This window comes from Frateuria soli, from assembly GCF_021117385.1.
Lineage (GTDB): Bacteria > Pseudomonadota > Gammaproteobacteria > Xanthomonadales > Rhodanobacteraceae > Frateuria_A > Frateuria_A soli.
The window spans coordinates 2,203,186-2,227,857 of the sequence record NZ_CP088252.1 but is presented as its reverse complement, the minus strand read 5'-3'; the positions used below and the strand labels follow the sequence as shown (position 1 = coordinate 2,227,857).

18 protein-coding genes and 1 pseudogene are annotated in these 24,672 nt (G+C 69.9%); 7 read left to right on the top strand and 12 right to left on the bottom strand.

The window, feature by feature from the left end; translation table 11 throughout:
- Nucleotides 1-10: 10 nt before the first annotated feature.
- Genes LQ771_RS10225 through LQ771_RS10215 form a run of 3 tightly spaced genes read right to left on the bottom strand, consistent with a single transcriptional unit; the run spans nucleotide 11 to nucleotide 2,290 of the window.
- Nucleotides 11-1,537, bottom strand: coding sequence for a cryptochrome/photolyase family protein (locus tag LQ771_RS10225; protein WP_231349302.1), 1,527 nt, complete (start codon nucleotides 1,535-1,537; stop codon nucleotides 11-13).
- Nucleotides 1,534-1,683 carry a DUF2256 domain-containing protein gene (locus LQ771_RS10220; protein ID WP_231349301.1) on the bottom strand — a complete coding sequence of 50 codons (150 nt, stop codon included), beginning with the start codon at nucleotides 1,681-1,683 and terminating at the stop codon, nucleotides 1,534-1,536. The genes LQ771_RS10225 and LQ771_RS10220 overlap by 4 nt, the downstream gene beginning before the upstream one ends.
- 40 nt (nucleotides 1,684-1,723) lie before the next feature.
- Nucleotides 1,724-2,290 (bottom strand): BLUF domain-containing protein, encoded by a 567-nt coding sequence (locus LQ771_RS10215; protein ID WP_231349300.1) that lies wholly within the window; start codon nucleotides 2,288-2,290, stop codon nucleotides 1,724-1,726.
- A gap of 191 nt (nucleotides 2,291-2,481) precedes the next feature.
- Here LQ771_RS10215 and LQ771_RS15980 point away from each other — a divergent pair, with 191 nt between their 5' ends.
- The gene (locus LQ771_RS15980; RefSeq protein WP_255674151.1) at nucleotides 2,482-2,610 is read left to right on the top strand and encodes a hypothetical protein; all 129 of its coding nucleotides are present in this window, start codon (nucleotides 2,482-2,484) and stop codon (nucleotides 2,608-2,610) included.
- Here the strand turns inward: LQ771_RS15980 and LQ771_RS10210 are convergent.
- The 3 genes from LQ771_RS10210 to LQ771_RS10200 form a co-directional block, all read right to left on the bottom strand.
- Entirely contained in the window at nucleotides 2,579-3,187 is a 609-nt protein-coding gene (locus tag LQ771_RS10210; protein WP_231349299.1) for a flavodoxin family protein, read from the bottom strand. The genes LQ771_RS15980 and LQ771_RS10210 overlap by 32 nt on opposite strands.
- Before the next feature lie 141 nt (nucleotides 3,188-3,328).
- Nucleotides 3,329-5,077: a phosphoethanolamine transferase family protein gene (locus LQ771_RS10205; RefSeq protein ID WP_231349298.1), complete on the bottom strand. Its 1,749-nt coding sequence runs from the start codon at nucleotides 5,075-5,077 to the stop codon at nucleotides 3,329-3,331.
- Nucleotides 5,078-5,455: 378 nt separating this feature from the next.
- Nucleotides 5,456-7,309: a hypothetical protein gene (locus LQ771_RS10200; protein WP_231349297.1), complete on the bottom strand. Its 1,854-nt coding sequence runs from the start codon at nucleotides 7,307-7,309 to the stop codon at nucleotides 5,456-5,458.
- A gap of 191 nt (nucleotides 7,310-7,500) precedes the next feature.
- Between LQ771_RS10200 and LQ771_RS10195 the strand changes: the two genes are divergently transcribed.
- Entirely contained in the window at nucleotides 7,501-8,631 is a 1,131-nt protein-coding gene (locus LQ771_RS10195; RefSeq protein ID WP_231349296.1) for a helix-turn-helix transcriptional regulator, read from the top strand.
- A 110-nt stretch (nucleotides 8,632-8,741) separates the two neighbouring features.
- On the opposite strand, the gene LQ771_RS10190 is transcribed toward LQ771_RS10195, so the two are convergent.
- Nucleotides 8,742-10,421: a M14 family zinc carboxypeptidase gene (locus tag LQ771_RS10190; RefSeq protein WP_231349295.1), complete on the bottom strand. Its 1,680-nt coding sequence runs from the start codon at nucleotides 10,419-10,421 to the stop codon at nucleotides 8,742-8,744.
- 242 nt (nucleotides 10,422-10,663) lie between these two features.
- Here LQ771_RS10190 and LQ771_RS10185 point away from each other — a divergent pair, with 242 nt between their 5' ends.
- The 3 genes and pseudogenes from LQ771_RS10185 (at nucleotide 10,664) to LQ771_RS10175 (ending at nucleotide 14,855) form a co-directional block, all read left to right on the top strand.
- Nucleotides 10,664-11,968: a M24 family metallopeptidase gene (locus tag LQ771_RS10185; RefSeq protein ID WP_231349294.1), complete on the top strand. Its 1,305-nt coding sequence runs from the start codon at nucleotides 10,664-10,666 to the stop codon at nucleotides 11,966-11,968.
- 262 nt (nucleotides 11,969-12,230) lie between these two features.
- Nucleotides 12,231-12,576 (top strand): annotated as a pseudogene (locus LQ771_RS10180) (zinc ribbon domain-containing protein YjdM).
- A gap of 209 nt (nucleotides 12,577-12,785) precedes the next feature.
- Nucleotides 12,786-14,855 (top strand): acyltransferase family protein, encoded by a 2,070-nt coding sequence (locus LQ771_RS10175; RefSeq protein ID WP_231349293.1) that lies wholly within the window; start codon nucleotides 12,786-12,788, stop codon nucleotides 14,853-14,855.
- A 39-nt stretch (nucleotides 14,856-14,894) separates the two neighbouring features.
- On the opposite strand, the gene LQ771_RS10170 is transcribed toward LQ771_RS10175, so the two are convergent.
- Nucleotides 14,895-16,739 (bottom strand): family 43 glycosylhydrolase, encoded by a 1,845-nt coding sequence (locus LQ771_RS10170; RefSeq protein WP_231349292.1) that lies wholly within the window; start codon nucleotides 16,737-16,739, stop codon nucleotides 14,895-14,897.
- Nucleotides 16,740-16,847: 108 nt separating this feature from the next.
- Between LQ771_RS10170 and LQ771_RS10165 the strand changes: the two genes are divergently transcribed.
- Nucleotides 16,848-19,232, top strand: coding sequence for a glycoside hydrolase family 3 N-terminal domain-containing protein (locus LQ771_RS10165; protein ID WP_231349291.1), 2,385 nt, complete (start codon nucleotides 16,848-16,850; stop codon nucleotides 19,230-19,232).
- Between the two features lie 272 nt (nucleotides 19,233-19,504).
- Here LQ771_RS10165 and LQ771_RS10160 read toward each other — a convergent pair whose 3' ends face one another.
- The 4 genes from LQ771_RS10160 to LQ771_RS10145 all read right to left on the bottom strand — a co-directional run bounded on the left by LQ771_RS10160 (nucleotide 19,505) and on the right by LQ771_RS10145 (nucleotide 23,841).
- Entirely contained in the window at nucleotides 19,505-20,371 is an 867-nt protein-coding gene (locus tag LQ771_RS10160) for an endonuclease/exonuclease/phosphatase family protein (protein WP_231349290.1), read from the bottom strand.
- A 163-nt stretch (nucleotides 20,372-20,534) separates the two neighbouring features.
- Nucleotides 20,535-21,575: a dihydroorotase gene (gene pyrC / locus LQ771_RS10155; RefSeq protein ID WP_231349289.1), complete on the bottom strand. Its 1,041-nt coding sequence runs from the start codon at nucleotides 21,573-21,575 to the stop codon at nucleotides 20,535-20,537.
- A gap of 42 nt (nucleotides 21,576-21,617) precedes the next feature.
- Nucleotides 21,618-22,997, bottom strand: coding sequence for a chloride channel protein (locus LQ771_RS10150; RefSeq protein WP_231349288.1), 1,380 nt, complete (start codon nucleotides 22,995-22,997; stop codon nucleotides 21,618-21,620).
- An 88-nt stretch (nucleotides 22,998-23,085) separates the two neighbouring features.
- Nucleotides 23,086-23,841, bottom strand: a complete 756-nt coding sequence (locus LQ771_RS10145) for a M90 family metallopeptidase (RefSeq protein WP_231349287.1) — start codon at nucleotides 23,839-23,841, stop codon at nucleotides 23,086-23,088.
- Nucleotides 23,842-24,014: 173 nt separating this feature from the next.
- On the opposite strand from LQ771_RS10145, the gene LQ771_RS10140 reads away from it, so the two are divergent.
- Nucleotides 24,015-24,665 carry a glutathione S-transferase family protein gene (locus LQ771_RS10140; RefSeq protein ID WP_231349286.1) on the top strand — a complete coding sequence of 217 codons (651 nt, stop codon included), beginning with the start codon at nucleotides 24,015-24,017 and terminating at the stop codon, nucleotides 24,663-24,665.
- Nucleotides 24,666-24,672: the final 7 nt, after the last annotated feature.

The window sequence follows — 24,672 nt, the reverse complement described above, 5'->3', positions numbered from 1 at the left end:
GTCTTCGCCGCTACAGCGAGTCCAGCTGCTCGAGGTACCGCTCCGCCTGGGCCAGGGTCGCCGCGCGCTCGGCCGCCTCCATCCGGTCCCAACCGCGATAGGTCATCGCCAGCCGCGGGTTGCGCTCGAACCGGGCGCGATGGCGCACGTGGAAGTGCCAGTACAGGCTGTTGAGCGGGCAGGCGCGTTCGCCATGGCGGCGGGTGTGCCGGTAATGGCAACCACGGCAGAGATCCGACTGCCGGTTCACGTAGGCCGCCGAGCCGCTGTAGGGCTTGCTGCCGACGACCCCGCCGTCGGCGAACTGGCTCATGCCGCGCGTGTTGGGCAGCTCGACCCATTCGAACGCGTCGACGTAGATGCCCAGGTACCAGGCGTCCACCTCGTCCGGGTCGCAGCCGGCCAGCAGTGCGAAGTTGCCGGTCAGCATGAGCCGCTGGATGTGGTGCGCGTAGCCGAGTGCCAGCGACTGCCCGATCGCCGCGTGCAGGCAGGCCATGCGGGTGTCGCCGCTCCAGTACCACCCCGGCAGCGGGCGGCGTGCGGCGAGCGCGTTCAGCCGCGCGTAGCCGGGCATGCGCGCCCAGTAGATGCCACGCACGTATTCGCGCCAGCCGAGGATCTGCCGCACGAAGCCCTCGGTCGCCGCCAGCGTGGCCTCGCCGCGCCCGAACGCACCCAGCGCGGCATCGATCACCTCGCGCGGATGCAGCATCTTCAGGTTCAGCGCGAACGACAGGCCGGCGTGGAACAGCGTGCGCGAGCGACCACTGATCGCATCCTGGTAGCGACCGAAGTGTGCCAGCCGGCGTGCCACGAAATCGGCCAGCCACGCCTGTGCCTCGCGCCGTGTCAGCGGCCAGCCGAAGGCGTCGGCGTCCGGCTTGCCGATCGTCTGCACGCCCGCAGCTTCGATCTCCGCCCATAGCGTGCCCAGGTCGTGCCGCTGCCACGGCCACGCCGGAGCCGGCGGATCGCCGGGCCACCGGGCGCGGTTGTCCGCGTCGAAGTTCCAGCGGCCGCCGCGCGGCTCGCCATCGGGCTCGATCAGGATGCGATGGCGACGGCGCAGCTCGCGATAGAAGACCTCCATGCGCGACACCTTGCCTGCGAAGCGTCGCGCCGCCTCGTCGCGCTCGAGCAGGAAATGGCCGGCACTCACCACCGCATGCGGCAGGCCGCTGGCGTCGAACGCCTCGCCCAGCGCCTGCTCCACGCGCCATTCATCCGCTTCCATCCGTTCCAGCCGGGTCGCCTGCAGCTCGTCGATCAGCCAGCGCAGGTTGGCGCCGAAGGCCTGCCGGTTGCGCGGGTCGCCGATGCGCAGGTAGACCACCCGGTGGCCGGCGCTGGCCAGCGCCTCGCCGAAGCGGCGCATGGCCGCGAAGATGCCCAACACCTTCTGCGCGTGGTGGCGCACGTAGTCGGTTTCGCTGCGGAGCTCCATCAACACGTAGGCCACCGCATCGTCGACGCGGCCGAACCAGGGGTGGCGGGCGTTCAACTGGTCGCCCAGGACCAGGCGCAGGCAAGTCATGCCGACGGCCGCGCGACCTTGCGGCGACGACAACGCTCGCTGCAGTAGCGGACCTGGTCCCACACGCGCGCCCACTTCCTGCGCCACGCGAACGGGCGCCCGCATGCCGGGCAGGTCCGTGAAGGCAGATGCGCTTTGCGGGGCATGCTCGGTCGGTCCGGATCGGAGACGCGGGGCTGCGTGCCCTCAGGGTCGCTGCATCCACGCGAGGCCGGCTGCCACCGCCGCCGCCAGCAGGGCGAGCGCCCAGGGCGCGCGGCGGGCGATCCAGCGGCCGGGGGCGGCAGGGCCGTGATGCATGCCCGACGCCGGCTCCGTCGCGACATCGCTGCCGGTGCGCAGCATGTCCAGCACCATCGCGACCGCAGCCCGGTCGAACTGGTAGGGATCGAACCGGGCCAGGCCGCGCCGACGCAGCAGCGCGCGCATCGGCGCGTCCAGCGGCACGTACTTCATCGACCACTCGCTGAAGCTGGTGCGCTCGATGGCGCGCCGCTCGAGGACCCGCAGGTCGGTGTGGCGCGGGTCGCGCAGCAGGGCCGCGCACAGCGCGTCGACCGCATCGGCGCGGCCTTCCAGGCACTGGAAAAAGCAGCCGTCGCCGAAGTACAGCGCGCCGACCAGTCCGCGCCGGGCGTTATTGATGCGCGACTGCGCGAGGATCCGCGCCACGCTCGGCTCGATCCCGCGCTCGGCGGGCATGGGGGCAAAGGTCGAGCGGCTGATGTAGATGATCTGGACCAGGTCCGGCATGGCGGTCTTCCGACGGATAACCGCTTCTGTACGTGCCTGGCCCGCGGCTGGATGCAACGCTGGCCGCGCCGTCGGCCTGACGTGCCGATACCGCCGCGGGGTTGCACGCTGCTCGCCGGCGGTGCCGGGCGACCACAGGGACCGCGACTGCGCGCGAGGCCCTGCTCGCGCGCGGGGTGCCGGAGCCGCTGGTGCAGGACGTGCAGGGCGCCGGGAGCGATCCGGTGGTGCCCGACATCCGCCCCGATGGCAGCGACGATCCGGCCGGCCGCCAGCGCTACCGGCGCGTCACCGTGCTGATCGAGGCCGCGGGGGACTGACTGTCGCCGGCCGCGAGTCCCGTGGCGCGCGCGCGGCATCGCCGATCGGATGTACCTGGGCGTCGGATGCCGGCTGGCGTCGAAGCGGCGGGCGCACGGCGTCGGCCAGTTGCGAAGCGAAGTGGTCCAGCTTGTCCAGGTAACTGTCGTTGTCCAGCGTCTTTGCGTCGAACGCGCAGCTTGCGCGCGGGGGCTTGCCCAGCCGCGCCTGCATGTCCGTGAACGTGCCCTCGGCGCCGCTGCCGCCCATCGTGCAGAAGAAGGCCACCGGTGGCAGGCCCGTTGCATAGTCGCTCAGGAACCGGCGCATCGGGGATGCGGCCCGTCCACCCCAGACCGGCGTGCCGAGCACGACCAGGTCATAGCTTGCCAGCGGCACCGCGACCGGCGCGATGGGCGGCAGGGTGTTGAGCAGCCGATCGAGCGTCGCCCGCCAGATGGACACGCGACCCTCGGTCCTCCTGTCACGGATCGCCACCTGGTCCGCCCCCAGGCGCTGGGCCAGGGCCTGGGCTACCCGTGCGGTCTTGCCGCTGCGGCTGTAGTAGACGACGAGCAGGGGGCTGGAAGCTTGCATGGCGCGCTCCTCTGCGTCTGGCGAGGTGGTCTTGGCGGCCATGCTGGGACGGCGGCGTGCCTGCGCAGTTGATGCAGGTCAACAAGAGTCCTCCGGCGGCGGTGCGGTGCGCGGGCACTCTGGCCTGCTTTGCCGTGGTCCTCAGTCGGGTCTCGCCCCGATCCGGCCTGAGCCGGGGCGGGCCCGGCTCCGCACCGCTTCGCAACCGTTGCCCAGGTCGGCGTCGTCGTAGTCGACCCAGGTGTTCGGCCCCTGCCATTCGGGATGCACAAGGCGCGGCTGGTACCGCCATGCCGGGCTGAACAGGCTGCGCGAGCGGTCGTGGGTCGGGAAATCGACACCGGCCATGTCGGCAAGCGTGGCGAAGGTATCGGCGCTGCTCGCGCGCTTGTCCGCGTTGCTCCGCAGCGTCGCAACGTGCTGCGGAAAGGCCCGCGCATAGGCGTCCGAGTACCAGAAGAGCGCCGGCACCGGAAACTCGTGGCGAGAGCCGTGGCCGTGTTCGGACAGGGGGCAGGTTGCCGTGGGCAGCGTTTCACCGTGGTCGGACTGGTACCACATGGCCGCAATCGAATGGGACTGGTCGAGGATGTCGATCACCCGGCGCAGTATGTGGTCGGTGTAGCGGACGCTGTTGTCGTAGCTGTCGATGATCTGCCGGTAACCCGGTTCGAGCGCTTCGCGATTGCGGACCGGCGTCCCGAAATACGCGAAGTCCCGCGGATACCGGCTGGCGTAAGTGGCGTGGCTTCCCATCATGTGCAGGACCACGAAGAGGTCGCCGCTCGATTGGCGCACCACCGTGGCAAGCGTCCGGGTGAGGCTGCTGTCGTACCTTTGCAGGTAGAGCCAGTCGACATGCCGTGCCTCATGGGCGTAGCGGGTGACGGGCGAACTCCATTGGCCTGCCGAACTCTGCGTCGAAATCCACCAGGTATCGAAGCCGGCTTCCCGCATGAGCCCGACTACCGAGCGCTCGGGAATGGGATCGGACAGCCCCCGTTGCGCCGGCGTGCGTGTCAGCATGGAAGGTACCGCACCGATCGTTATCGGCCATGCCGAAACCATGTCGGAGATCGGAATCAGGTGCCTGGTCCGTGACAGCTCGGGGTTGGTGGGGCGGTCGTAGCCGAACAGTTGCCAATGGTCGCGCCGGCTGCTTTCGCCGATCACCAGCACGTATATCTGTCGTTGGGCTGCATGGGCGGCGCGGCGGGGATGGAAGCTGAAATCCTGCGTTTCCGCCATGGCGACCTGCAGGCGAACGTGGTCGTCCCACCAGGCGCGCAGCGCGAGGGGGATCCCGAACGGATAGCTGTTGCGCACGAGCTGGAGCACGCTCGCCCCGACGCCACCTGCCGCTGCCGTGCCTGATTCGGGCGGGACGCGGTCGGCGGCAGCCTGCAAGCCCATGAGCGTTATGGCCAGGGCCAATGCCAGTGCGGTCAGCGCGGCACGCAGGCGCCGCGAGGTGGCCAGCTGCAGGCCGGCGCGCACGCTCAGCCGGCCGGCGACGACCGCGAGCACGCCCGCGACCAGGGACAGGACGATCAGGGCCCACAGCCAGGGGCCGAGGAAGGCGGCGGCCTCCTCGGGGTTGGTTGCCGCCACGGTGCCCAGTACCGCATCGGTAATCGGCGTTCGATAGCGAAGGATATAGAGGGTGACGACGGGAACGAGCGCAGCGAAGGGCGCCATCAGCAGGCATGCCAGCCAGGGGCGATGTCCCAGGATCGCGAAATAACCCAGCAGGAGGGCCGCAGGCACCATGAGGCTGGCGGCCATCGTCTGGAGCTTCGTGATCTGCGTGCTAGCGAATACCAGGGCGATATTGGGCGCAATCAGCAGCAAGCCCAGCACGACCACGGAAGCGAGCGCGTGTCGTTTCATGACTACCCGTCCCTAGCAAGTCAGCTCATCTGGCAAGCGAACGAAGGTGTGCCGGCCGGGCCGCGCGGGGCGGCAGGCGACAGGGTATTCCGCAACGGCTCCCGCCCGCCACGCTGGGTTCGGTCATCGCCGAAGACCCGCCCCTGGGGCGGCGAGGACAGTGGCTTTTGTAGGGGATCCGGCGCGATGCCGGCGTCTAGCCAGCGGCAATGGCGCGCGAGTTCCTGCGGGTTGCTGCGGTTCGTTGCGAGTGATGACAAGCGAGCCCGGGGAATCCGGTTCGGGCCTGGCGCTGGCGTGGTGGCGTGCATGAGGAAAAGCCCCGCAGTTGCGGGGCTTTCCCGTTGGTGGCTTCCGTGCCGCGCCAGTCCGTTGGCCTCACCAACTCCTGGCCGACCCATCCGGGTGCGCAAACCAGCGCACGCGGTTGGTGTTCCCCGGACACCCTTCGCCGCGGGTCCTGGCGGCTACGGTTCCGCCTTCCGTGCCCAGCGTCGCTTCGCGACAGCTGCCTTGGTCGTCGCGGAAGCTGCGCTGGATGAGCGTGTTCCACTGGAGGTCGCGGCCCTTGGCGATGTTGCGGGTGTGGATACCCGTGAAGCTGTCGCGCAGGTGGCTGGCGTAGGACATGCCGGCGCGGGCCTGGGTGCTGTCCTCGTTGCGCGCCTGGTCGATGCTCAACGTTCCCTTGCGCGGGATGCTCTCCACGCCGTCTTCGACGATCACGTCGCCGGCCATGTCGTACTGCCAGGTCAGCGGGTAGCTTGCGTGGTGGCGCTCGTCGCGCAGCACGGTGTCGCCGCGGATGGTGCGGCTGTGCCGGTCGACGGTGCTGAGCAGGCGCAGGTGCTGGCGGTAGAAGCGCGCATTGTCCAGGCCGACCAGGTGGAAGTCCTGCGTGTTGCGGAAATGGCTGCCCTGGGTGACGGTGGTGACGAGCCGGCCGCGGGAAGTGTCCACGTAGCCGCGGATCCGGAAGCTGCGGTCGTGGCGGGTGTCGATGCGGCCGTCCAGCGTGTCGCTCGCGGCGGCCAGCGTGTCACGCACCCGCGGTCGCGCCGGGTTGCCGGCCAGCGTGTTGAGGGTCACCGCGCCGCCGACGCGGGCGCGGTTCTTGTCCAGGTAGACCAGCAGCTGTGCGTCCACCGGGTCGCGTCCGCGCAGCGTGATCCGGTGCGGACCGGCCTCGTTGAGGATGGCGGCGAACGGGGTCAGGTCCACGCGGTAGGGCGTGATGTCCAGCATCTGCAGGGCCGGTGCGGGCCGGTCGAGCACGGTGGTGAACATGTAGTTGGCGTCGGGTGCGTGGCGCGGGAAGTACGGAGCCACGCCCGCGGGGGTGCCGTCGATGCTCACGCGGACCTCCGCGAAGCTGCCACCGCCGCACCCCTGCGAGGGCGGGAAGATGCCGAGTTTGCGCTCATCGCCTGGCGCCAGCGACGAGTCGAGCTGCCATCGGCGGGCCAGATCGGCGTCGGGCACGCAGGTGAACCACCAGGGCGCCGCGTTGTAGACGTCGAGGTAGGCGCGCACGATGTTGTGCGGCAGGCGCAGCTCCCCGCCGGTATCGCTGCCAAGGCCGTAGACCGCGTCGGGATGGGCCGGCGCGGGCGCAGCGGCGGTGGCACGGTAGAAGAACAGGCGCGCGGTGGCGACCAGCGGCTGGCGCTCTCCGTTCCACTCCACCTCCCGGCCGGAAAGCTGGCCGTGGCGCGGCCGGGTGAACAGGAAGGACTGGTCGGTCACGTCGCGCTGGGCGTGCCAGGTGGCGGTGGTGTCGAAGTCGGGCATGGCCCCCTGGAACAGCGGCACGCCTGCCAGCCGCAGGGTGGTCGTGGCGGCGTAGTCCTCGCGGCTGCCGGCAAAATCCATCTTGAGCACGACCTTGGCCCAGGGGCCAGGGCATCCGGGCGGCGGCGCGTAGGTGTAGTCGACCGTCTCGTAGCTGATCGTCAGCGAGCGGTTGCGGAACAGCTCGACCACGCAGGGGCGACCGGCGGGCGTGGGTACCGCGGGGTCGACGCTCGCGACCGGCGTGGTATCCGCCTGCGGTGCGCCGGGCGCGGCAAGCGGCAGGGCCAGCATCAGCAACGCGATGCCTCGCGCGAGAGCACGGCGCCCTGCACGGGCGCCGCTCGCCATTGCCATGCCGTTTGGCGTCGCCGCGCAGCGCAGGGCCGGGGGCGAAGCGGCGGCGGCCGGCAGCGGGACGGGAGTGTTCTTCTTGTCCATGGGATACTCCTTCGATCCGGTGGGCGGCGCGCAGCGGCCACCCGGCATGGCGATGTACGCCGCGGGCCACGGCATCGCATCACCCGAACGGATGAAGTCCGGACGCGTTTCACGCGATCCACAGGCGGCGTGCGTTATCTGTCGCGCCGCTCTGAGCCATCCGGCGGCCGAGTCCGCCGTGGGGAAGCGAGATGGACCGTTGCGATCTGCGACCCGCCCTCGATGCGTTGTACGGGATGGACCTGGCGGCACCGGACTGGGCGCCCTTCCTGCAGAGCCTGGCCAGCGTGTTCCGCTCGCACGTCGTCGCCGTGCAGGCGCACGACCCGGCGCAGCGCCATGGCCAGGTCAGCGCGGCGATCGGAGTCGAGCCGGGGCTGCTCGAGCGCTACGAGTCCCTGGCTGGGGAGCACCCCTGGTTCGAACGGGGATCGACCGTGCTGGTGGCGCGCGGCGTGGCCGATGACCGCGGCCTGATGGCGGAGCGGGAACTGCGGGCCACGCGCTTCCATGCCGAGTTCATGCAGCACGCGCGTATCGGCCATGGTTTCGCGCTGTGCATGGAACGCGGCGCATCCGGCGAGGTGGCGGTGCTTACCGTGAACCGCGACTGGGCCGGCGGCTACTACGACCAGGCCGAGCTTGCCGCCGCCCGCCGCCTGCTGCCGCACCTGCAGCGGGTACACGCGCTCGCGCGGCGTCTCGGGCCTCCGCCCGGCCTTGCGCGGCAGTTCCGGCAGGCGCTGGACCTGATGCACGATGGCGTGCTGCTGCTCGGCCGGTCCGGGCGTGTGCTGTTCGCCAACCTGGCGGCGCAGGCGCTGCAGGCGCAACGCCTGTTCCGCGTCCAGCCGGACGCCCGCGTGCGTCTTCCATGGCCGGCCGACCACCGCCGGCTGCAACGGCTCCTGGCGACGCTCGATGACGAGGCTTCCCCGGCGGTGATGGCGCTGCACGACCGCGGCGGCGTGCTGCAGGGCATGCTCCGGCTGTGCTCCGCCGCGCCCATGGCTGCCGAGCAGTGGGCCGAACCGCAGGCCTGCACCATCGGCTTCGTGAAAGCGGTCTCGCTGCCTGTCGCGGACCCGCGCGCGCTTCAGTGGCAATGGGACTTCACGCCGGCCGAGGCGCTGCTGGCCAATCGCCTGCTGGAGGGCCTGTCGCTGTCGGAGGCGGCCGACAGCCTCGGCGTCACGCGCAACACGGTGCGCACCCAGCTGCGCGCCCTGTTCGACAAGACGCAGACCCGCCGCCAGGCGGACCTGGTGGGCAGGCTGCTCAGGTTGTCCCATCCGAACCCGGGGCGCGTGCAGGAGGGCTGACGGTTGCGGGCGGTGCCGGTGATCGGTGCGGTCGGAAGCGTGGTACGCCAACGCCGGGCAGGCACCGGTGCGAGCCCGGCTCGGCAACGTGCGCATCGATCGCCCTTCGCCTACTGCACGGTGAAATAGACCGCCTGCGGTGTGCCCGCGCTCCCGCTCGCATCGGTGCCCTGCACGAAGACGACGTGGCGGCCTGGTGCCAGTCCGTCAGTGGCCAGGCGCAGGGTGGTCGGCTCGATGGTTTCGTCGTAGCGGCCGTCGCTGGGCTTCATGGGGTGGCCGCTGGCGTCGTCGGCCCATGGCGCCTGGTCGAGGAAGGCGGCGGCGGAGCGGATCGCCTGCACGGCTTCGGTGCCATTGCTCTGGCTGAAGCGCTTGTCGTTGAGCGCCGCGCTGATCGTGACCGGCGTGCCCGCCGCGACCAACGTTGGCGACACGCTCAGCCTGGTGGTGGTCGGGCCGGACGGGTAGCGGTAGGGCGCCCAGAGGTTGCGCGCGGCGAAGCGCAGCGCCTGCAGGTTCTTCGGCAGCGTCGAGCTTTCGAACGTCGCGCAGCTCTCGAAGAACGCCACGCCCATCTCGATCGTGTAGCTCGGCGCGCCCAGCAGGCCGTACATCGCGTCCGTGTCGGTGCCGTCCGCGAGGTACAGACGCGACCACTGCTTGGGCGTGTAGCCGTTGTACCAGGCCAGTCGCCGGCCGAACGTCCGCAGGGCGGCGAGGTTGGGCGGCTTGCCGGTCGTGTAGGACCAGGGCCACATCACCGCCTTGCTGTAGCTGTGCAGGTCCAGGAACAGGCCCTGGTAATCGGCTGGTGCGACGCTGCCTGTCGTGTCCTCGCGCCGGTCGGCGAGCGCGCCGCCGCGGTACACGCCGTTCGGGTCGGGCGTGCCGGCAACGTAGCGCAGCAGCGCCTGCGATTCGGCTTCGGACAGGCTCGACGGGCCGCGATAGGAGCCGGCGCAGGCGTCGCCGGTGGAGCCGCCCGGCGCGCCGTGCCACAGGAACGGAAAGTTGCGGTTGAGGTCGACGCCGTAGCTGGTCGCGCTGCAGTTGCCGTTGGTGTCGTCGACGTTCTTGCGCCAGGACAGCCCGCTCTCGGCCTTGACCCGGCCATCGGGGTTGCCCTGCATCACGAGGTGGAAACGGAAGTTGTCCAGCAGCCACGTCGCTTCGGGATCGGTCCCGTAGCCGTTGACCAGGCCTTCGGCGAAACGCGTCAGCAGCTCGGCCGGGGTGTATTCGCGCGCGTGGATCGACGCGACCACCACCATCGCCGGCTTGCTGGCCGACCCGGCCGCGCGGTTGCCCAGTTCCAGTGCGCGCATCCGGTGGCCGGTGCCCGGGACCGCGTTCTCCAGCCAGCTCGGGCCGATGTCGACGACCTCCGCCAGCGACGGATGCGCCTGCGCCAACTGGTCCATCGTCGCGTAGGTTTCCTCGACCGTCCGGTAGCAGGAGTAGCCGGGAATGGTGGCCGGTCCGATGCCGGGACCTCTCCCCGGCAAGTTCGCCTCGGACTGGCGCATGCGGCGTGTCGCGCGCTCGTCGATCGACGCCTCGAAGCCGTCGAGGCGCAGTTCGTCCAGTTCCTCCTGTGTCGCTTCCACGCCGATCGTGTGCGTCTTTTCGTTGACGGCCAGGTGCTGGAAGCGAGAGGCGATTTCCTGCAGCTGCGCGCGGCTGGCGTAATGAATCGTGACGAAGAACAGCGTCTCGTCGGCCGATGTCGCGGCCGGCGCGTTCGTGGCCAGCGTGGCCGCCGCGAGAAGTGCGAGTGCCTTGCGCATGATGGACTCCTGCCTGCGCAGCGGGGCCTGGCGTTCCGCGATCCGGGCGGCATGGGACGCCGCACTCCGCGGATCGTGTCGGGCCCGGTGCCGCCCTGCGGCGACGGTGGCGCGAAACTGCGCGCGTCGCCGTGTGGAACGGGTGAATCGGGCGATCGGCGTCGGGCCCTGCCTTTTGCCAGTGGCGAACCACCCCGTCATCGTGCTGAATTGGGCCTCTTGCCCTGGACGAGATCGAGCCCATGAGTTCCCCTGACGACGTGATGCACCCCGGCCGCCGCCGCTTCCTGCAGACCACGGCGCTCGGTGCCGCGGCCTTGCCGGTGGCGGTGCTGGGCACGGGCGCCGCCGCATCCGGAGCGGGACCGGGCGGCATCAAGCTGCCGCCTTCCATCCTTGCCCTCGAGTCGGTCACGTCGCAGATCGTGCCGATCACGGACGACGAGCGCCGCGCCCGGCTGGCGAAGGCGCAGGAGCTGATGGGCCGGGCCGGGATGGATGCGATCTACCTCGACGGCGGCACCACGCTGGACTACTTCACCGGCATGCGCTGGTGGACCAGCGAGCGCCTGATGGGAATGTTGCTGCCGCGCTCGGGCGACCCGGTGTACATCGTGCCGGCGTTCGAGCGCGCTCGCGCGCTGGAGCAGATCCGCTTCGGCCACGACGTGCGCACCTGGCAGGAGAACGAGAGCCCCTATGCGCTGGTCGCGCAGGTGATGCGCGAGAAGCGCGCCGGCACCGGCGTGCTGGGTGTCGGGGACAAGGTGCCGTTCTTCCGGAGCACCGGCCTCGCGCAGGCCATGCCGCAGGCCCGGCTGGTTCCGGCCACGCCGGTCACGGCCGGCTGCCGCGCGATCAAGAGCCCCGCGGAACTGGCGCTGATGCAGGTGGCGTGCAACGCCACGCTGGCGCTGTACAAGGCGATCTGGCAGGGGCTGGAGCCGGGCATGACCCAGCAGCACATCGCCTCGTGGGTGGACGCCGGCTACGCGCGCATGGGCCTGCGTGGCGATGCCAGCATCAACGTCGGCAGCTACACCGCGCAGCCGCATGGCTCGCGCGAGCCGCAGGTGATCCGCGAGGGCACGCCGGTGATGCTGGACGATGGCTGCTACGTGGAGGGCTACATGAGCGACCTCACCCGCACCTTCACGCTGGGCAAGGCCAGCGACAAGATGAAGCGGGTGTTCGACATCGTGCGCAAGGCGCAGCAGGCGGCGCTCGCCGCCGCGCGTCCGGGGGCGACGATGGAGTCGGTCGACGCCGCGGCGCGCAAGGTGATCGTGGATGCCGGGTACGGACCCGGCTACACGTATTTCTCGCACCGCCTCGGCCACGGCATCGGGATGGACATGCACGAGTGGTATTACCTCGTGCAGGGCAATACGCGCCGGATCGAACCGGGCATGACCTTCAGCGACGAGCCGGGAATCTACATTCCCGGCGAGTTCGGCGTGCGGCTGGAGGACGACATGCACGTCACCGCCGACGGCGCGCGCTGGTTCACGCCGCAAAGCCCGTCCATCGAGCAGCCGTTCGGCTGAGCAACGGCACGCGGCGGAAGGGCAGGGCGAGCACCGGGCGCACGCCCAGCCTGCCCCGGTTCCACTGCGTCGCATGGTCGCCCCGGGCCGTGGCCGCGGCGGAGTCACGGCCGCGCCGGGCACCTTCGGGTGCGCGGCGTCGACGAGAACGTCGGTCCCCGGTATAGGCATCCGCATCGAGAGGAACGGGGCCGCCGCGTCGGGTGCGTCATCGAAGCGCAGGCAGGCCTGCAGCGACGACGACTTCCTGGAGTGGCTGGCCATGCCTGCCTTTCCTTCCTGCCCCCGTTGCGCTCGACGACACCTGCCCGGATGGCAGCCAGTTCGTCTGCCCGCACTGCGCGCACGAGTGGGTGGCGGGCGAGGAGGCCGGAAGCTCGGCCGCGGCAGAGCCCGTCGTGCGCGACTGCAACGGCAACCCGCCCGCAAAGGGAGACAGCGTGGTCGTCATCAAGGATCTGAAGGTTCACGGCAGCGCGATCCCGCTCAAGCAGGGCAGCCCGATCCGCAACATCCGCCTGGTTGCGGACGATGCCGAACACGTCGATGGCAACTCCGACAGGATCAAGGGGTTGGTCCCGAAGACCTGCTTCCTGCGCAAGGCCTGACCGGGCCTGCGCCGAGCGCGGGTGGTGGCCGGGTATGCGATCCGGCCACGGATCGCGCCGAGCCGATTCCGCGACGTGGCCCAGGGGCCTCGAGGCAGGGCTCCGGCGATGCGCGCGAGTCAGGCTCGCGCGGCAAGCTTCTCCATTCACGCGTCTTCAACGCGGGGGCTGCAAGGTTCGGGCGCTGACTGAATCGACAGGACGTCGAAATGGCCTCGATGAATGCCTATCGGCCCGACATCGACGGCATGCGCGCCGTCGCCGTGCTGAGCGTGCTGGCCTATCACTACGGGCTCTCTGCCCCGGGCGGCTTCGTCGGCGTAGACGTGTTCTTCGTCATCTCCGGTTATCTGATCGGCAGCCTGCTTTACGAACAGGCAACCTGGGGAACGTTCTCCTACCTGGCGTTCTACGCCCGCCGTGCGCGGCGCATCCTGCCGGCGTTGCTGGCGGTGCTGGCCGTGACCTATGCGGTCATGCTGGTAGTCGCCACGCCCTCGGACCTCGAATCCTACGGGCACACGGCGGTGGCCACGTTGCTGTCGCTCTCCAACGTCCAGTTGTGGCAGTCGCTCGATTACTTCCACCCGACCGCCGACTTGAATCCGCTGTTGATGACGTGGTCGCTGGGCGTCGAAGAGCAGTTCTACCTGGTTGCGCCGCTGGTGATGCTGCTGCTTCCGCGGCTTGCGCTATGCGCCCGACCGATGGTGCTTGGCGGCCTGATCGTCGGTTCGCTGGGGTTGGCGGTGTGGGCCGTTCGGATCCAGCCCGGGGCAGCGTTCTATTTGCTGCCGACGCGCGCGTGGGAGTTGGCCGCGGGCGTGCTGGTCGGGGTGCTCGAGATCCACCGGATCGGCCTGCGTGTCCGAGGCCCGGCAGCCGAGGCCTTGGCATGGGCCGGCCTGCTGCTGATCGCCTTGCCGGTCATGTCCTATGGCAGGGACACCGTGTTTCCCGGCTGGACGGCAGTGCCGCCGGTGCTCGGCAGCGCGCTGTTGTTGAGTACGCCCCAGGCGGCGTTGAACCGGCGGGTGCTGGCGCTTCCTCCGCTGCGGGCGATCGGACTGGTGTCCTATTCGCTGTACCTGTGGCATTGGCCGTTGATAAGCATGGCCCGGCTGGTGGAGGGGAGGGAGCCATCGCTCTGGGCGCGCATCGCGCTGCTGGCGCTTTCGGGCCTGCTGGCTGCCGCCAGCTACCGCTTTGTGGAAACGCCGTTCCGACGCGGAGCGTCCCCGGCGCGCGTGTCGCTCAAGCGCTATGCGGCGGTATTGGGCGTTGCGCTGGTGATGGTCGGCTCGGCCGTGGTCATGCAGGGATTTCCGCGGCGCTGGCCCGGGCAGTTCGTGGTCGAAGCCCGGCAATTCGATTCGCACCACAACCCCTGCCTGGCCGTGCATCACGACCCCACGCCCGAAACCTCCCGGCTCTGCTACCCCGAGGGCGAAAAGCTGATCGCGCTGGTCGGCGACAGCCATGCTGCCGCACTCGCCGCGGGCCTGCGTGCGGTGGCGGCTCGCGAGGGGTGGGGACTTGTCGTGCTGGCCAAGGCCTCGTGCCAGTTCCTGGTGGGAGCGGGACCGAAAGTGGCCAGGCACCCGGAACTGCTGCACGACTGTTCGAGCTTCAACCGACGCGTGATGACCATGCTGCTGGACGATCCGCGGGTGGGTGGCGTCATCATCGCCGGCGCCTGGCGCGCCGGTTCGATGCGCCCGACCCACTACGTCGCGCTCGACGGCCCCGCGCGGCCGTCCGACGAGCTGTTCGCGCAAGGACTGGCCAGGGCGGTACGGACGCTTGAAGAGGCCGGCAAGCGGGTGGTCATCGCCCGCGACATCCCGTTCCTCCGGCTCGAACCGCGCTCCCTCCTGGCGGCCTGCGCCAGCTGGTGGCGCCATCTCTGGCCGGGGCAAGGCGAGCCAGGCAGTTGCGGACGGGTCGACCGCGCCAATACGGTTTCGGACGCCCCCGCCCTGGCCGTCCTGGCACGGGTGGCGCGGGAGACCGGCGCGTCCCTGGTCGATCCGCGTGCCCGGTTCTGCGACGCGTCCGGTTGTCGCATCGCGCTGGATGGGCGGACCTACTACCGCGATCGGCAGCACTTGAGCCCGCTGGGTTCGTCACAAGCCGCGGCGGCCTTCGAGGTGCCGCTGGAGAACCTCGTTTCTTCCGATCCCTGGGGGCGTGCGGGTGCGACCGCCTACGGGCGTGCCGCGCAGCTCCCCCTGCCCGAGTCGAGCGCAGTCGTTTCCCGGTCGCGCGAGGAAAACTGACCGGGGCGGACTCTCCGGCATGCGGCGCCCGGAACGGCATCAGGGTTCGAGCCAGGCCACCCGCGACAGCTTCGACACCCCCCGTTCGTCGAACGCCTCGACCGCCACCGCGTAACGCACTCCCTTGCTGAGCGCGCGAAGTTCCAGGTGCGTGGGCCGGTCGGCGAAGCGCTGGTAGGTCTCGTGCAGGCGATCGGCGGACAGTCCCCAGCGCACGTTGTAGCCCACGGCGCCCGGCACCGGCTTCCAGACGATTTCGGCGTTGCGCGTGTCCGCATCGCGAGTGGCGGAAACCAGCTCCGGCGCCGGTGGCGGCGCACCGTCGGCATTGCCGAACACGCGCAGGTCGGAGATCGCCAGGTGCCTGGCGCCAACGTGCCCGTGCACGTAGCGTACGTAGCGGATGCGCGCGGGCTGGTTCAGTTCCAGGTAGGCATCGGGCCGGTCGCGCTGTTCGTGCGAGAGATCGGCAAGCAGGGTCCAGTGCGTGCCGTCGTTGGATCCTTCGAGCTTGAACTGCGTGACGATGTCCGGCGCATCGCCGTAGCGGCCGGCCTTGTAGTCGGCGAAGTTGATTTGCACCGCGCGCACGGTCCGCGTGGCGCCGAGATCGACGGTCAGCGTCTGGCCCGGGTTGTCCCGTGCGGCGACCCAGTACGTGCGCGGGTTCTCGTCGGTGACCTCGGCCGGGCCGTGACCGGGCAACTGCGACGAGGCGGTGGCAGGCTTGCGCCAGGACAGCAGCATCCAGCCGGTGAACGTGCTCTCGCCAGGCCTGAGCTTGTGGTCGGGCATGCGCTGCGGGAAATCGCCGAAGCGGGTGTCGAGCCACATCTGGCCGTCGTCGTGGTAGCCGGCGGGGAACAGATCGATGCGGCGCTCGAAGCGCCAGTTCACGCCCACCCACATGGTGCCGGTGTTCCAGGTGTTGCCGTAGGCATCGTCGAAGGTGGAGCCGTGGCCGGCGCCGACCACGAAGCCGCCGGGCTTGTAGCCGACCGGGTTGTAGCGCGCGTAGTGGAACGGGCCCAGCGGCTTGTCGCTGGTGTAGACGCCGGTGGCATAGACGTTGAACTCGGTGCCGGGCGCGCCGTACTGCAGGTAGTAGGTATCGCCATGGCGGTTCATCCAGGCGCCTTCGACGTAGGGATCGATGCTCTCGTCGGTGTGGTCCCGGCCGAAGCGCTCCCAGCCGTGCCGGTCCGGATGCAGGCGCAGCAGGGCCTGCGGTTTGCTGGCGAAGGTGACGCGCTTGCCCTCGCCCTGATCCTCGTGGTCCAGCGCCAGGTCGATCCGTGCGCCGTAGAGCGGAAAGACGTTCGAGGAATTCCAGTACAGGTAGGTCTTGCCGTCCTCGTCGCGGAACAGGCCCGGATCCCACGGTCCGGGCGGCAGGTCGCCGGGTTTCATCTCGCTTTCGTGCCCGGCCCAGACCGCGCCGGGCACCGGTGGCAGCAGGCGGGTCCAGAAATCCCAGTGGCCGTGCGCGGGGTCGGTGGAATACAGCAGCGGCACCGGTTGCATTGCCGACTGCATCAGGAACAGCTTGCCGTCGGCGACCAGCGTCGCCGGCGCCACCGGGCCGTCGAACGGCCAGCGATCCGGCTTGACGAAGTCCCAATGCAGCAGGTCGGTGGATCGCCAGTAGCCGTCGGCCAGGGTCAGGAACAGGTAATACGCCTCGCCAAAGCGCACTACCGCCGGGTCGGCACCGGTGCGGTAGGAGATGCCCTGGTTCATCTGCTCGTAGTTGTAGCGGTAATCGAGGTCGACCGGATTGGCCCAGGTGCGCCCATGCGGGTTCACCGCGGCGGCGGCAGCGGGGGCCGCGAGGGCGCCGACCACCAGCAGGGCGAGGCAGGGGCGGGGGCGGGCGAGCGGCATGGCGGGCCTCGATCGGATGGACGCCGGTGAGATCCGGATCTTTTCACACCCGGTCGTGTAAACGTCTTCACGTTCGAGCGGACGCTGCCGCCTGCATTACGGGTCGCCATGAAACGATCATCGATCTCCTGCCTGCCTCCTGCCGCGTTGCTGCTTGCAGCCACGGTGTCCTTTGCACCTGCGCACGCCAGGGAGGAGGCCGCCGCCTTGCCGCGCGCCGCCGCGCCGTCGAACGCGCAACTGGCATCGCCCGAGATCGAGCGGCGCGTCGAGGCGCTGCTCGGGCAAATGACACTGGAGGAGAAGATCGGCCAGCTCGTGCAGTACAACGATCAGGGCTTCAGCGCGCCGACGCCCGCCAATGGCGAGCAGGCGCTGGCCGCCAACCCGGAGACCAGGACCCAGGTCGACGCCATGGCGCTGGCGAAGCAGGGCCGGCTCGGCTCGATGCTCAACGTGATCGGCGCACAGAAGACGCGTGCCTTCCAGGAGGCGGCGGTGCACAGCCGCCTGCACATTCCGATCCTGTTCGGCGCGGACGTGATCCACGGCTACCGCACGATCTACCCGGTGCCGCTGGGTCTGGCCGCTTCGTGGGATCCAGCGCTGGTCCGGGAGCTCTCGCACATGGCCGCGACGGAGGCCACCACCGCCGGCGTGAAGTGGTTCTATTCGCCGATGGTGGACATCTCGCGCGATGCGCGCTGGGGCCGCTCGACCGAAGGCGCCGGCGAGGACCCGTACCTCGGCGCGGCGATGGCGCGCGCCTACGTGCGCGGCTACCAGGGCACCGACCTGTCCCGGCCGGACAGCGTGGCCGCCTCGGTCAAGCACTTCGCCGCCTACGGCGCAGCCGAGGCCGGGCGCGAGTACAACACCACCGACATGTCCGACATCCGTCTGCGCCAGGTCTACCTGCCGCCGTACAAGGCGGCGGTCGAGGCCGGCGCGGCAACGATGATGAGCTCGTTCAACGCGCTCAACGGCGTGCCCGCCACCGCCGACCCCTACCTGATGGACGAGATCCTGCGTCAGGAATGGGGCTTCAACGGCTTCGTGGTCAGCGATTACACGGCGGTGATGGAACTGACCCACCACGGCATCGCGCTCGACGCCGCCACCGCGACCGAGAAGGCGCTGGAGGCGGGCGTGGACGTGGACATGATGTCCCACTTCTACGACACGCAGATCCCCAGGCTGCTGGCCGAAGACAGGCTGTCGATGGCTACCGTGGACGAGGCGGTGCGGCGCGTGCTGCGGGTGAAGTTCGCGCTGGGTCTGTTCGAGCACCCCTACGCGCATGGCACCGAGGTGACCCATGCGGTGCCGGGGCATCGCCCGCTGGTGCGCCGCGCCGCCGAGGAGTCGTTCGTGCTGTTGCGCAACGCGTCGGCCGGCGGCAAGGCGGTGCTGCCGCTGGGCGGGGAGGTAAAGACCGTAGCGCTCGTCGGACCGCTCGCCGATGCCGCCAACGAGATGCAGGGCGCCTGGGGCGGGGGCACGCAGGCGTCCGACGTGGTGACGCTGCGACAGGCGCTGGAGCGGCGCATGCAGGAGCGCGGCGGACATCTGCGGTTCGCGCATGGGACCGACATCGACAGTGATTCGACCGCGGGCTTCGATGCCGCGCTCGAGGCGGCGCGCCAGGCCGACGTCGTGGTGATGGCGCTGGGTGAATCCTCGGCGATGAGCGGCGAGGCCGGCTCGCGCGCCCACCTGGATCTGCCGGGGAACCAGCAGGCACTGCTGGAGAAGGTCGTGGCCGCCGGCAAGCCGGTCGTGCTGCTGGTGTTCTCCGGCCGCCCGCTGGTGCTGGACTGGGCCGCCAGGCACGTGCCGGCGATCATGGCGGTGTGGTTTCCCGGCACCGAGGCAGGCAACGCGCTGGCCAACGTGCTGTTCGGCGACGCGGCGCCCAGCGGCAAGCTGCCGATGAGCTTCCCGCGGGCGGTGGGACAGGAGCCGCTGTACTACAACCAGTTCCCGACCGGCCGTCCGGCCGGCGACGCCGACCTGAGCAAGCCGCCGGACGGCGGCGAGACGCGCTTCGTCTCGCGCTACATCGACGTGCCGAACGATGCGCTGTTCCCGTTCGGCCATGGGCTCGGCTACACGAGCTTCGCCTATTCCAACGTGCGCGTGTCGCGCGGCACGCTGCCGCTCGCCGAAGCCAACCGCCCGGGCGCCGGATCGCTGGTGACGGTCACCGCCACGCTGACCAACACCGGCAGGCGCGAAGGCACGGAAGTGGCCCAGCTCTACGTGCGCAACCTCGGCGCGAGCGTCGAGCAACCGGTGCGCAGCCTGAAGGGCTTCCAGCGCGTGACACTGAAGCCGGGCGAGTCGCGGCAGTTGCGCTTCGAACTCGGCTTCCCGGAGTTGTCGTTCTATAACGTGCACAGCCGCCAGGTGGTGGAGCCCACGCACTACACGGTCTGGGTCGGCGGCAGCTCGCAGGCGACCGAGAAAGCCGACTTCGACGTTAGCCGTTAACGGCACCGGCGCGCGGCCTGTCACGGTCCGACGGTGACCGGGGGCGGAGCGCGCGCCGCCTGACCTGACGGTCATGCGGGTGGGCGGCAGCCTGCCGATGCGCCGCCAGGCCGGTGACTGCGGCATGCAGCAAGGCGCTCTGCCGCGGCAGCCTTTGCACCCCCCGCGCATATCGCGGTGCCGTGCCAGACGCGACGGGTCGGCGCGTGCCGGCCTCGTGCATGGACCCGTCCGGCGATGGCGTCGCGGCGGACGACAGTCGTTGCCGTCGGCTACCAGTCGAAATCGGCCACCACCGGGAAGTGGTCCGACGGATAGACCTTGCCGTCGTGCGTGGTGATCGTGCGGACGTCGTCGGCCTTCAGGCCGCGATAGAGGATCCAGTCGATGCGGCGGGTCGCCTGGCCGGTGAAGTCGTGGAAGGTGCCGTCGGGGCCCTCGTGCCGTGGCGCCGACGTGCGCGCATCGTGCAGGACATCGGTCAGGACGGCATGCGTCCTGCTGCCTGGCGTGGCGTTGAAGTCGCCGGTCAGGATGAACGGCAGTGACGCGGGCAGTTCTGCCAGGCGCCGGCGGATCTCCTCCGCACAGCGCGCGCGGGTCGCCTCCGCCTCCTCGCCGTCGCGGTAGGGAAAGTGCGTGTCGTAGAAGTAGAACTCCCTGCCGCTGCGTCGGTCGCGGAACTTCGCCCAGGTGACCATGCGCGGCATCAACAGGCCGGCGCCAATGCTTCCGGGCTTGTCCGGGGTATCCGAGAACCAGAAATTGCCGGACCCGAGCACTTCCAGGCGCGCCTCGTCGTAGAAGACGCCCATGTGCTCATTGCCGTTGCGGTCGATCTCGTTGCCGTTGCGACCCATGCCGAACCACGTGTAGCCCGGCAGGTGCCGCTGCAGGTAGTCGGCCTGTGGCCTGAGCAGTTCCTGCGTGCCCAGGATGTCGGGGTGTTCCTGCCGGATCACCTGGACCATCAGGTCACGGCGTCGCGGCCAGGCGTTGATGCCGTCGTCGGCCTCGCCGTAGCGCACGTTGAACGTCATGACGCGAAGGTCGTGGTTGTCCGTTGCAGGCGCGGCGCCGGCGGTGGTCGATGCGAGCGCAAGGCCGCAAAGCAGGAAAACGCGTGGCAACAGGTGCATGGAGCGGCTCCTCCGGGAAAGGCAGGTGACAAGGATGCTCCGCGCGAGCTGGCGAATCCGGGTCACATGCCACGGCTCATGCCATCGAGGCGAGGCACGGCGCCTGCAAGCCCGGGGCTGCTGCCGCTCGAGCCGGTGTCGACCCCGACCGGGCCGAAGGCGGTCAGGCCTCCAGCCGCCAGGCGAGGGTTTCGCCCGCGCGCATCGGCACCCCGGGCACGCCGCCGAAATCGACTTCCTCCGGTACCGTCCACGGCTGCCTGAGCAAGGTGATCGTGCCGGTATTGCGGGGCAGGCCGTAGAAGTCGGCGCCGTGGAAGCTGGCGAAGGCCTCCAGCCTGTCCAGCGCGCCGGCGGCCTCGAAGGCCTCGGCATAAAGCTCGATGGCCGCATGCGCGGAATAGATGCCGGCGCAGCCGCAGCTGCTCTCCTTCGCATGGCGCGGATGCGGGGCGCTGTCGGTGCCCAGGAAAAAACTCGGGTCGCCGCTGGTGGCGACCTCGACCAGCGCCTGGCGATGGCTTTCGCGCTTGAGTACCGGCAGGCAGTAGCTGTGCGGGCGCAGGCCGCCGGCGAAGATGGCGTTGCGGTTCATGAGCAGGTGCTGCGGCGTGATGGTGGCGCCGACGTGCGCCGGTGCCTCGCGCACGAACTGGGCCGCCTCGCGCGTGGTGATGTGTTCGAGCACCATGCGCAGCGCCGGGAAGTCGCGCTGCAGCGTGGTCAGATGGCGTTCCACGAACACCGGTTCGCGGTCGAACACGTCCACGGCCGGATCGGTGACCTCGCCGTGCATCAGCAATGGCAGCCCGTGCTTCTCCATGGCTTCGAACACCCGGTAGCAGCGGCGCAGGTCGGTGACGCCGCTGGCCGCGTTGGTGGTGGCCCCGGCCGGGTAGTACTTGATGGCGTGCACGAAGCCGCTGGCGCGTGCTTCGGCGATGTCCTCCGGCGTGGTCGCCTCGGTCAGGTACAGCGTCATCAACGGCTCGAACTGCGCGCCCGCGGGCAGCGCGGCCAGGATGCGTTCGCGGTAGGCGCGGGCCAGCGCCACGGTGGCCACCGGCGGCTTCAGGTTCGGCATCACGATGGCGCGCGCGAAGCAGCGGGCGGTATGCGGCAGCACGGCGGCCAGCATGGCGCCGTCGCGCAGGTGCAGGTGCCAGTCGTCGGGACGGGTCAGGGTGAGGTGGGTCGTGCTCATTGGCAAGAGTCTAGCGGGTTGCCGTTTTCCGGGCGTGGCATCTCAGAGCTTGTCCTCCGGCGGCTCGGTCGGCGCGGGCGGCACACCGGGGCGGCGATCGTGCCACCAGCGCACCAGCTCGCGCGAGAGCCGCACCTTTTCCTCGCTCACCAGCACGTCGGCGCGGGCGGTCATCCACGAGCTCTTGGTGCCGGCAATCTGCTGTTCCGGATACACGCTGCGGTGGCCGACGATGAGGTAGGCGGCGATGCAGGCGCCGGCGACGTAGAGCGTGCTGTCGCCGCCCAGCAGTTCGACCCCCATCAGGATCGCGGCGATCGGCGTGTTGGAGGCGGCCGCGACCACCGCCACGAGCCCGACCGCCGCGCCCAGCGCCGGCTGCAGGGCGAACAGGTGGGCGAAGGCGCCGCCGACCACCGCGCCCATCACGAACTGCTCGGTGATCAGCCCGCCGTAGAAGCCCGAGCCCAGCGTGACCGCGACCAGCAGCGCCTTCCACAGGAAGCCCAGGTAGGGCATCGGCTCGCCTTGCAGCGCGCGGTCCATCAGCGGCAGGCTGAGGCCCATGTAGTCGTAGGGAATCACCAGGATCAGCAGCGCCAGCACCACGCCGCCGATGGCGGGCATCAGTGGCTGCGGGATGTCGAAGCGATCGCGCAGCCGGGCGAACTGCCGGCGTGCCCCGTGCAGCAGCTCGATGAACACCCACGCCACCGCGCCGCACAGGATGCCGATCGCAACCGTCTTGAGGAACAGAAGCTCGGTGAAGTCGCCCACGAAGGATACGGCGATGCGCGGGTAGGGCACGCCCCAGAAGCGGCTGACCTCGTAGGAGGTCACGCTGGCGACGATCGCCGGGAACAGGAAGTTGTGGCGGATGCGGCCGATTGCCAGCATTTCCACGCCGTAGATCGCGCCGGCGATCGGCGTGCCGAACACGCTGGCGAAGCCCGCGCTGACGCCGCAGGCGACCATGCGCCGGCGCAATTCCGAGTTGAGTTTGAGCAGCTCGCCCAGGCCCGAGGCGATGCTCGCGCCCAGGTGCGAGCAGGGCCCCTCCTTGCCCGCCGAACCGCCGCAGCCGAGCGTGATCAGCGTGGCGACCGGCTTGACCCACAGCGTCTTCCACGGCAGCGCGCCGTGCTGGTCATTGACGGCGATGATCACCGAATCCTTGAGGCCGGTGCGGTTGAGGCGCTTGCCGTACTGCAGCAGCAGGCCATTGGCCAGGCCACCGATCGGCAGCACCGCCATCTGCACCCACAAGGGCGCGGCGTAGATGTGGTCGGAGGTGGCGAACAGGATGCGCAGGAAGGCGCTGCAGCCGGTGCCGACCAGCGCACCGGCGAGAGTGGCCAGCACGAGCCACTGCAGCACCGTTGCCAGCATCACCAGGGGTTCGGTCAGGTAGGACTGGCGCATGGGCCTGATCGGATACGCGTAAGCCGCTCAGGATAGCAGCGTAGGCCGCCCAGCTGCGCGGGATGCGCCATGGGGACCCATCGGGTGCTCAGTACGGATGCTGCCGGTAGAACAGCTCGAGCTGCCGGTAGACCTCGGGCAGATCGTGGCGCAACGCGGCCGGTGATTCGAAGAACGCCTCGCTCACCACCGCGAAGAACTCGGCCTCGTTCTCCAGGCTGTACGGGTCGATCGGCAGGGACAGGCCGTGGCGATCATCCTCGCGCAGGCGGTCCCAGGCGCCGGAGAAGGCCCGCGTCCAAGCGCGGCGGTCCATGCGCCGGTGCAGCGGCGGGAAGCCATTGGCCTCGCCGTTGAGCATGTCGAGCTTGTGCGCCATTTCATGGATGACCACGTTGTGTCCCGGGATCTTGCCGGCATCGAGCACGTCCGCCCAAGACAGGATCACCGGCCCGCGCCCCCACGCCTCGCCGGCCATCACGTCGCGGGTCTCGTGGACCACGCCCGCCTCGTCGGTGTAGGTCCGGCGCGGAATGAACGCGTCCGGATAGACGATGACGCTGTGCCAGCCCTCGTACCAGTCCAGTCCCAGCTTCAGGATCGGTACGCAGGCGTGGACCGCGAGCAGGACACGGTCCGCGTCGTCCAGCACCAGCCCCTGGACCGGCTCCAGCGACTTCTTTTCCAGGAACAGCGTGGCCAGCACGCGCAGCGCCGCCTGGTCGGATGCGCCCAGGCGACGGGCCGGGGCGCAGCGGCGCAGCGCGTCCCGCCACAGGGGTTCGGCGATGGGACGGCGGGCGACGATGCGGCGCACGCGCCAGTTCCGGATCCTGTCGAGCATGGCCCCTGCGGGAGAGAAGTATCGGCCTCCAGGCAATCGGGGCGGTATGTGCATTTTGCAAGCTGAGGGACCATCGTCACGGTCCGTGTCGATCCGGCGGTGGTCGGATCGTCGTGCAAGTGCCGGGCCGCGCGCCGGCACACACCGACCCCAGGACAACCAGGAGCCCCGCGATGCCCGTCACCATCACTGCCTTCGAACGCTCGCCCGACGGCGGCAAGGGACTGGCGCGCGATACCCGCGTGCGCTGGGCGCTGGAGGAAGTGGGCCAACCCTACGAAGTGCGCCTGGTGTCGTTCCGGGCGATGAAGGAAGCGGCGCACGTGCGCCTGCAACCGTTCGGCCAGATCCCGACCTACGAGGAAGGCGGCCTGGCGCTGTTCGAAACCGGTGCGATCGTCCTGCACATCGCCGAGCGCCATGTGGGCCTGTTGCCGTTCGACGGCGATGCCCGGGCGCGGGCGATCACCTGGATGTTCGCCGCCCTCAATTCCGTGGAACCGCCGATCCTGGAACTCACGGTCGCGAAGTTCGTGGAGGGCGATCGAGCCTGGGCGCAGGACCGCCTGCCGCTGGTCATGGAGCGCATCCGCACCCGGCTGCGCCAGCTTTCCGCCTATCTGGGCGAGTGCGAGTGGCTCGACGGCGCCTTCAGCGCGGGCGACCTGCTGATGGTTTCGGTGCTGCTGCGCGTGAAACCGTCGGGCATGCTGGACGAATTCCCGAACCTGGCCGCCTATGTTGCCCGTGGCGAAGCGCGGCCTGCCTACCAGCGCGCCTATGCCGCCCAGGCGGCGGTGGCTGCCGGCCATCCGGCCGCGTAAGCCGGGC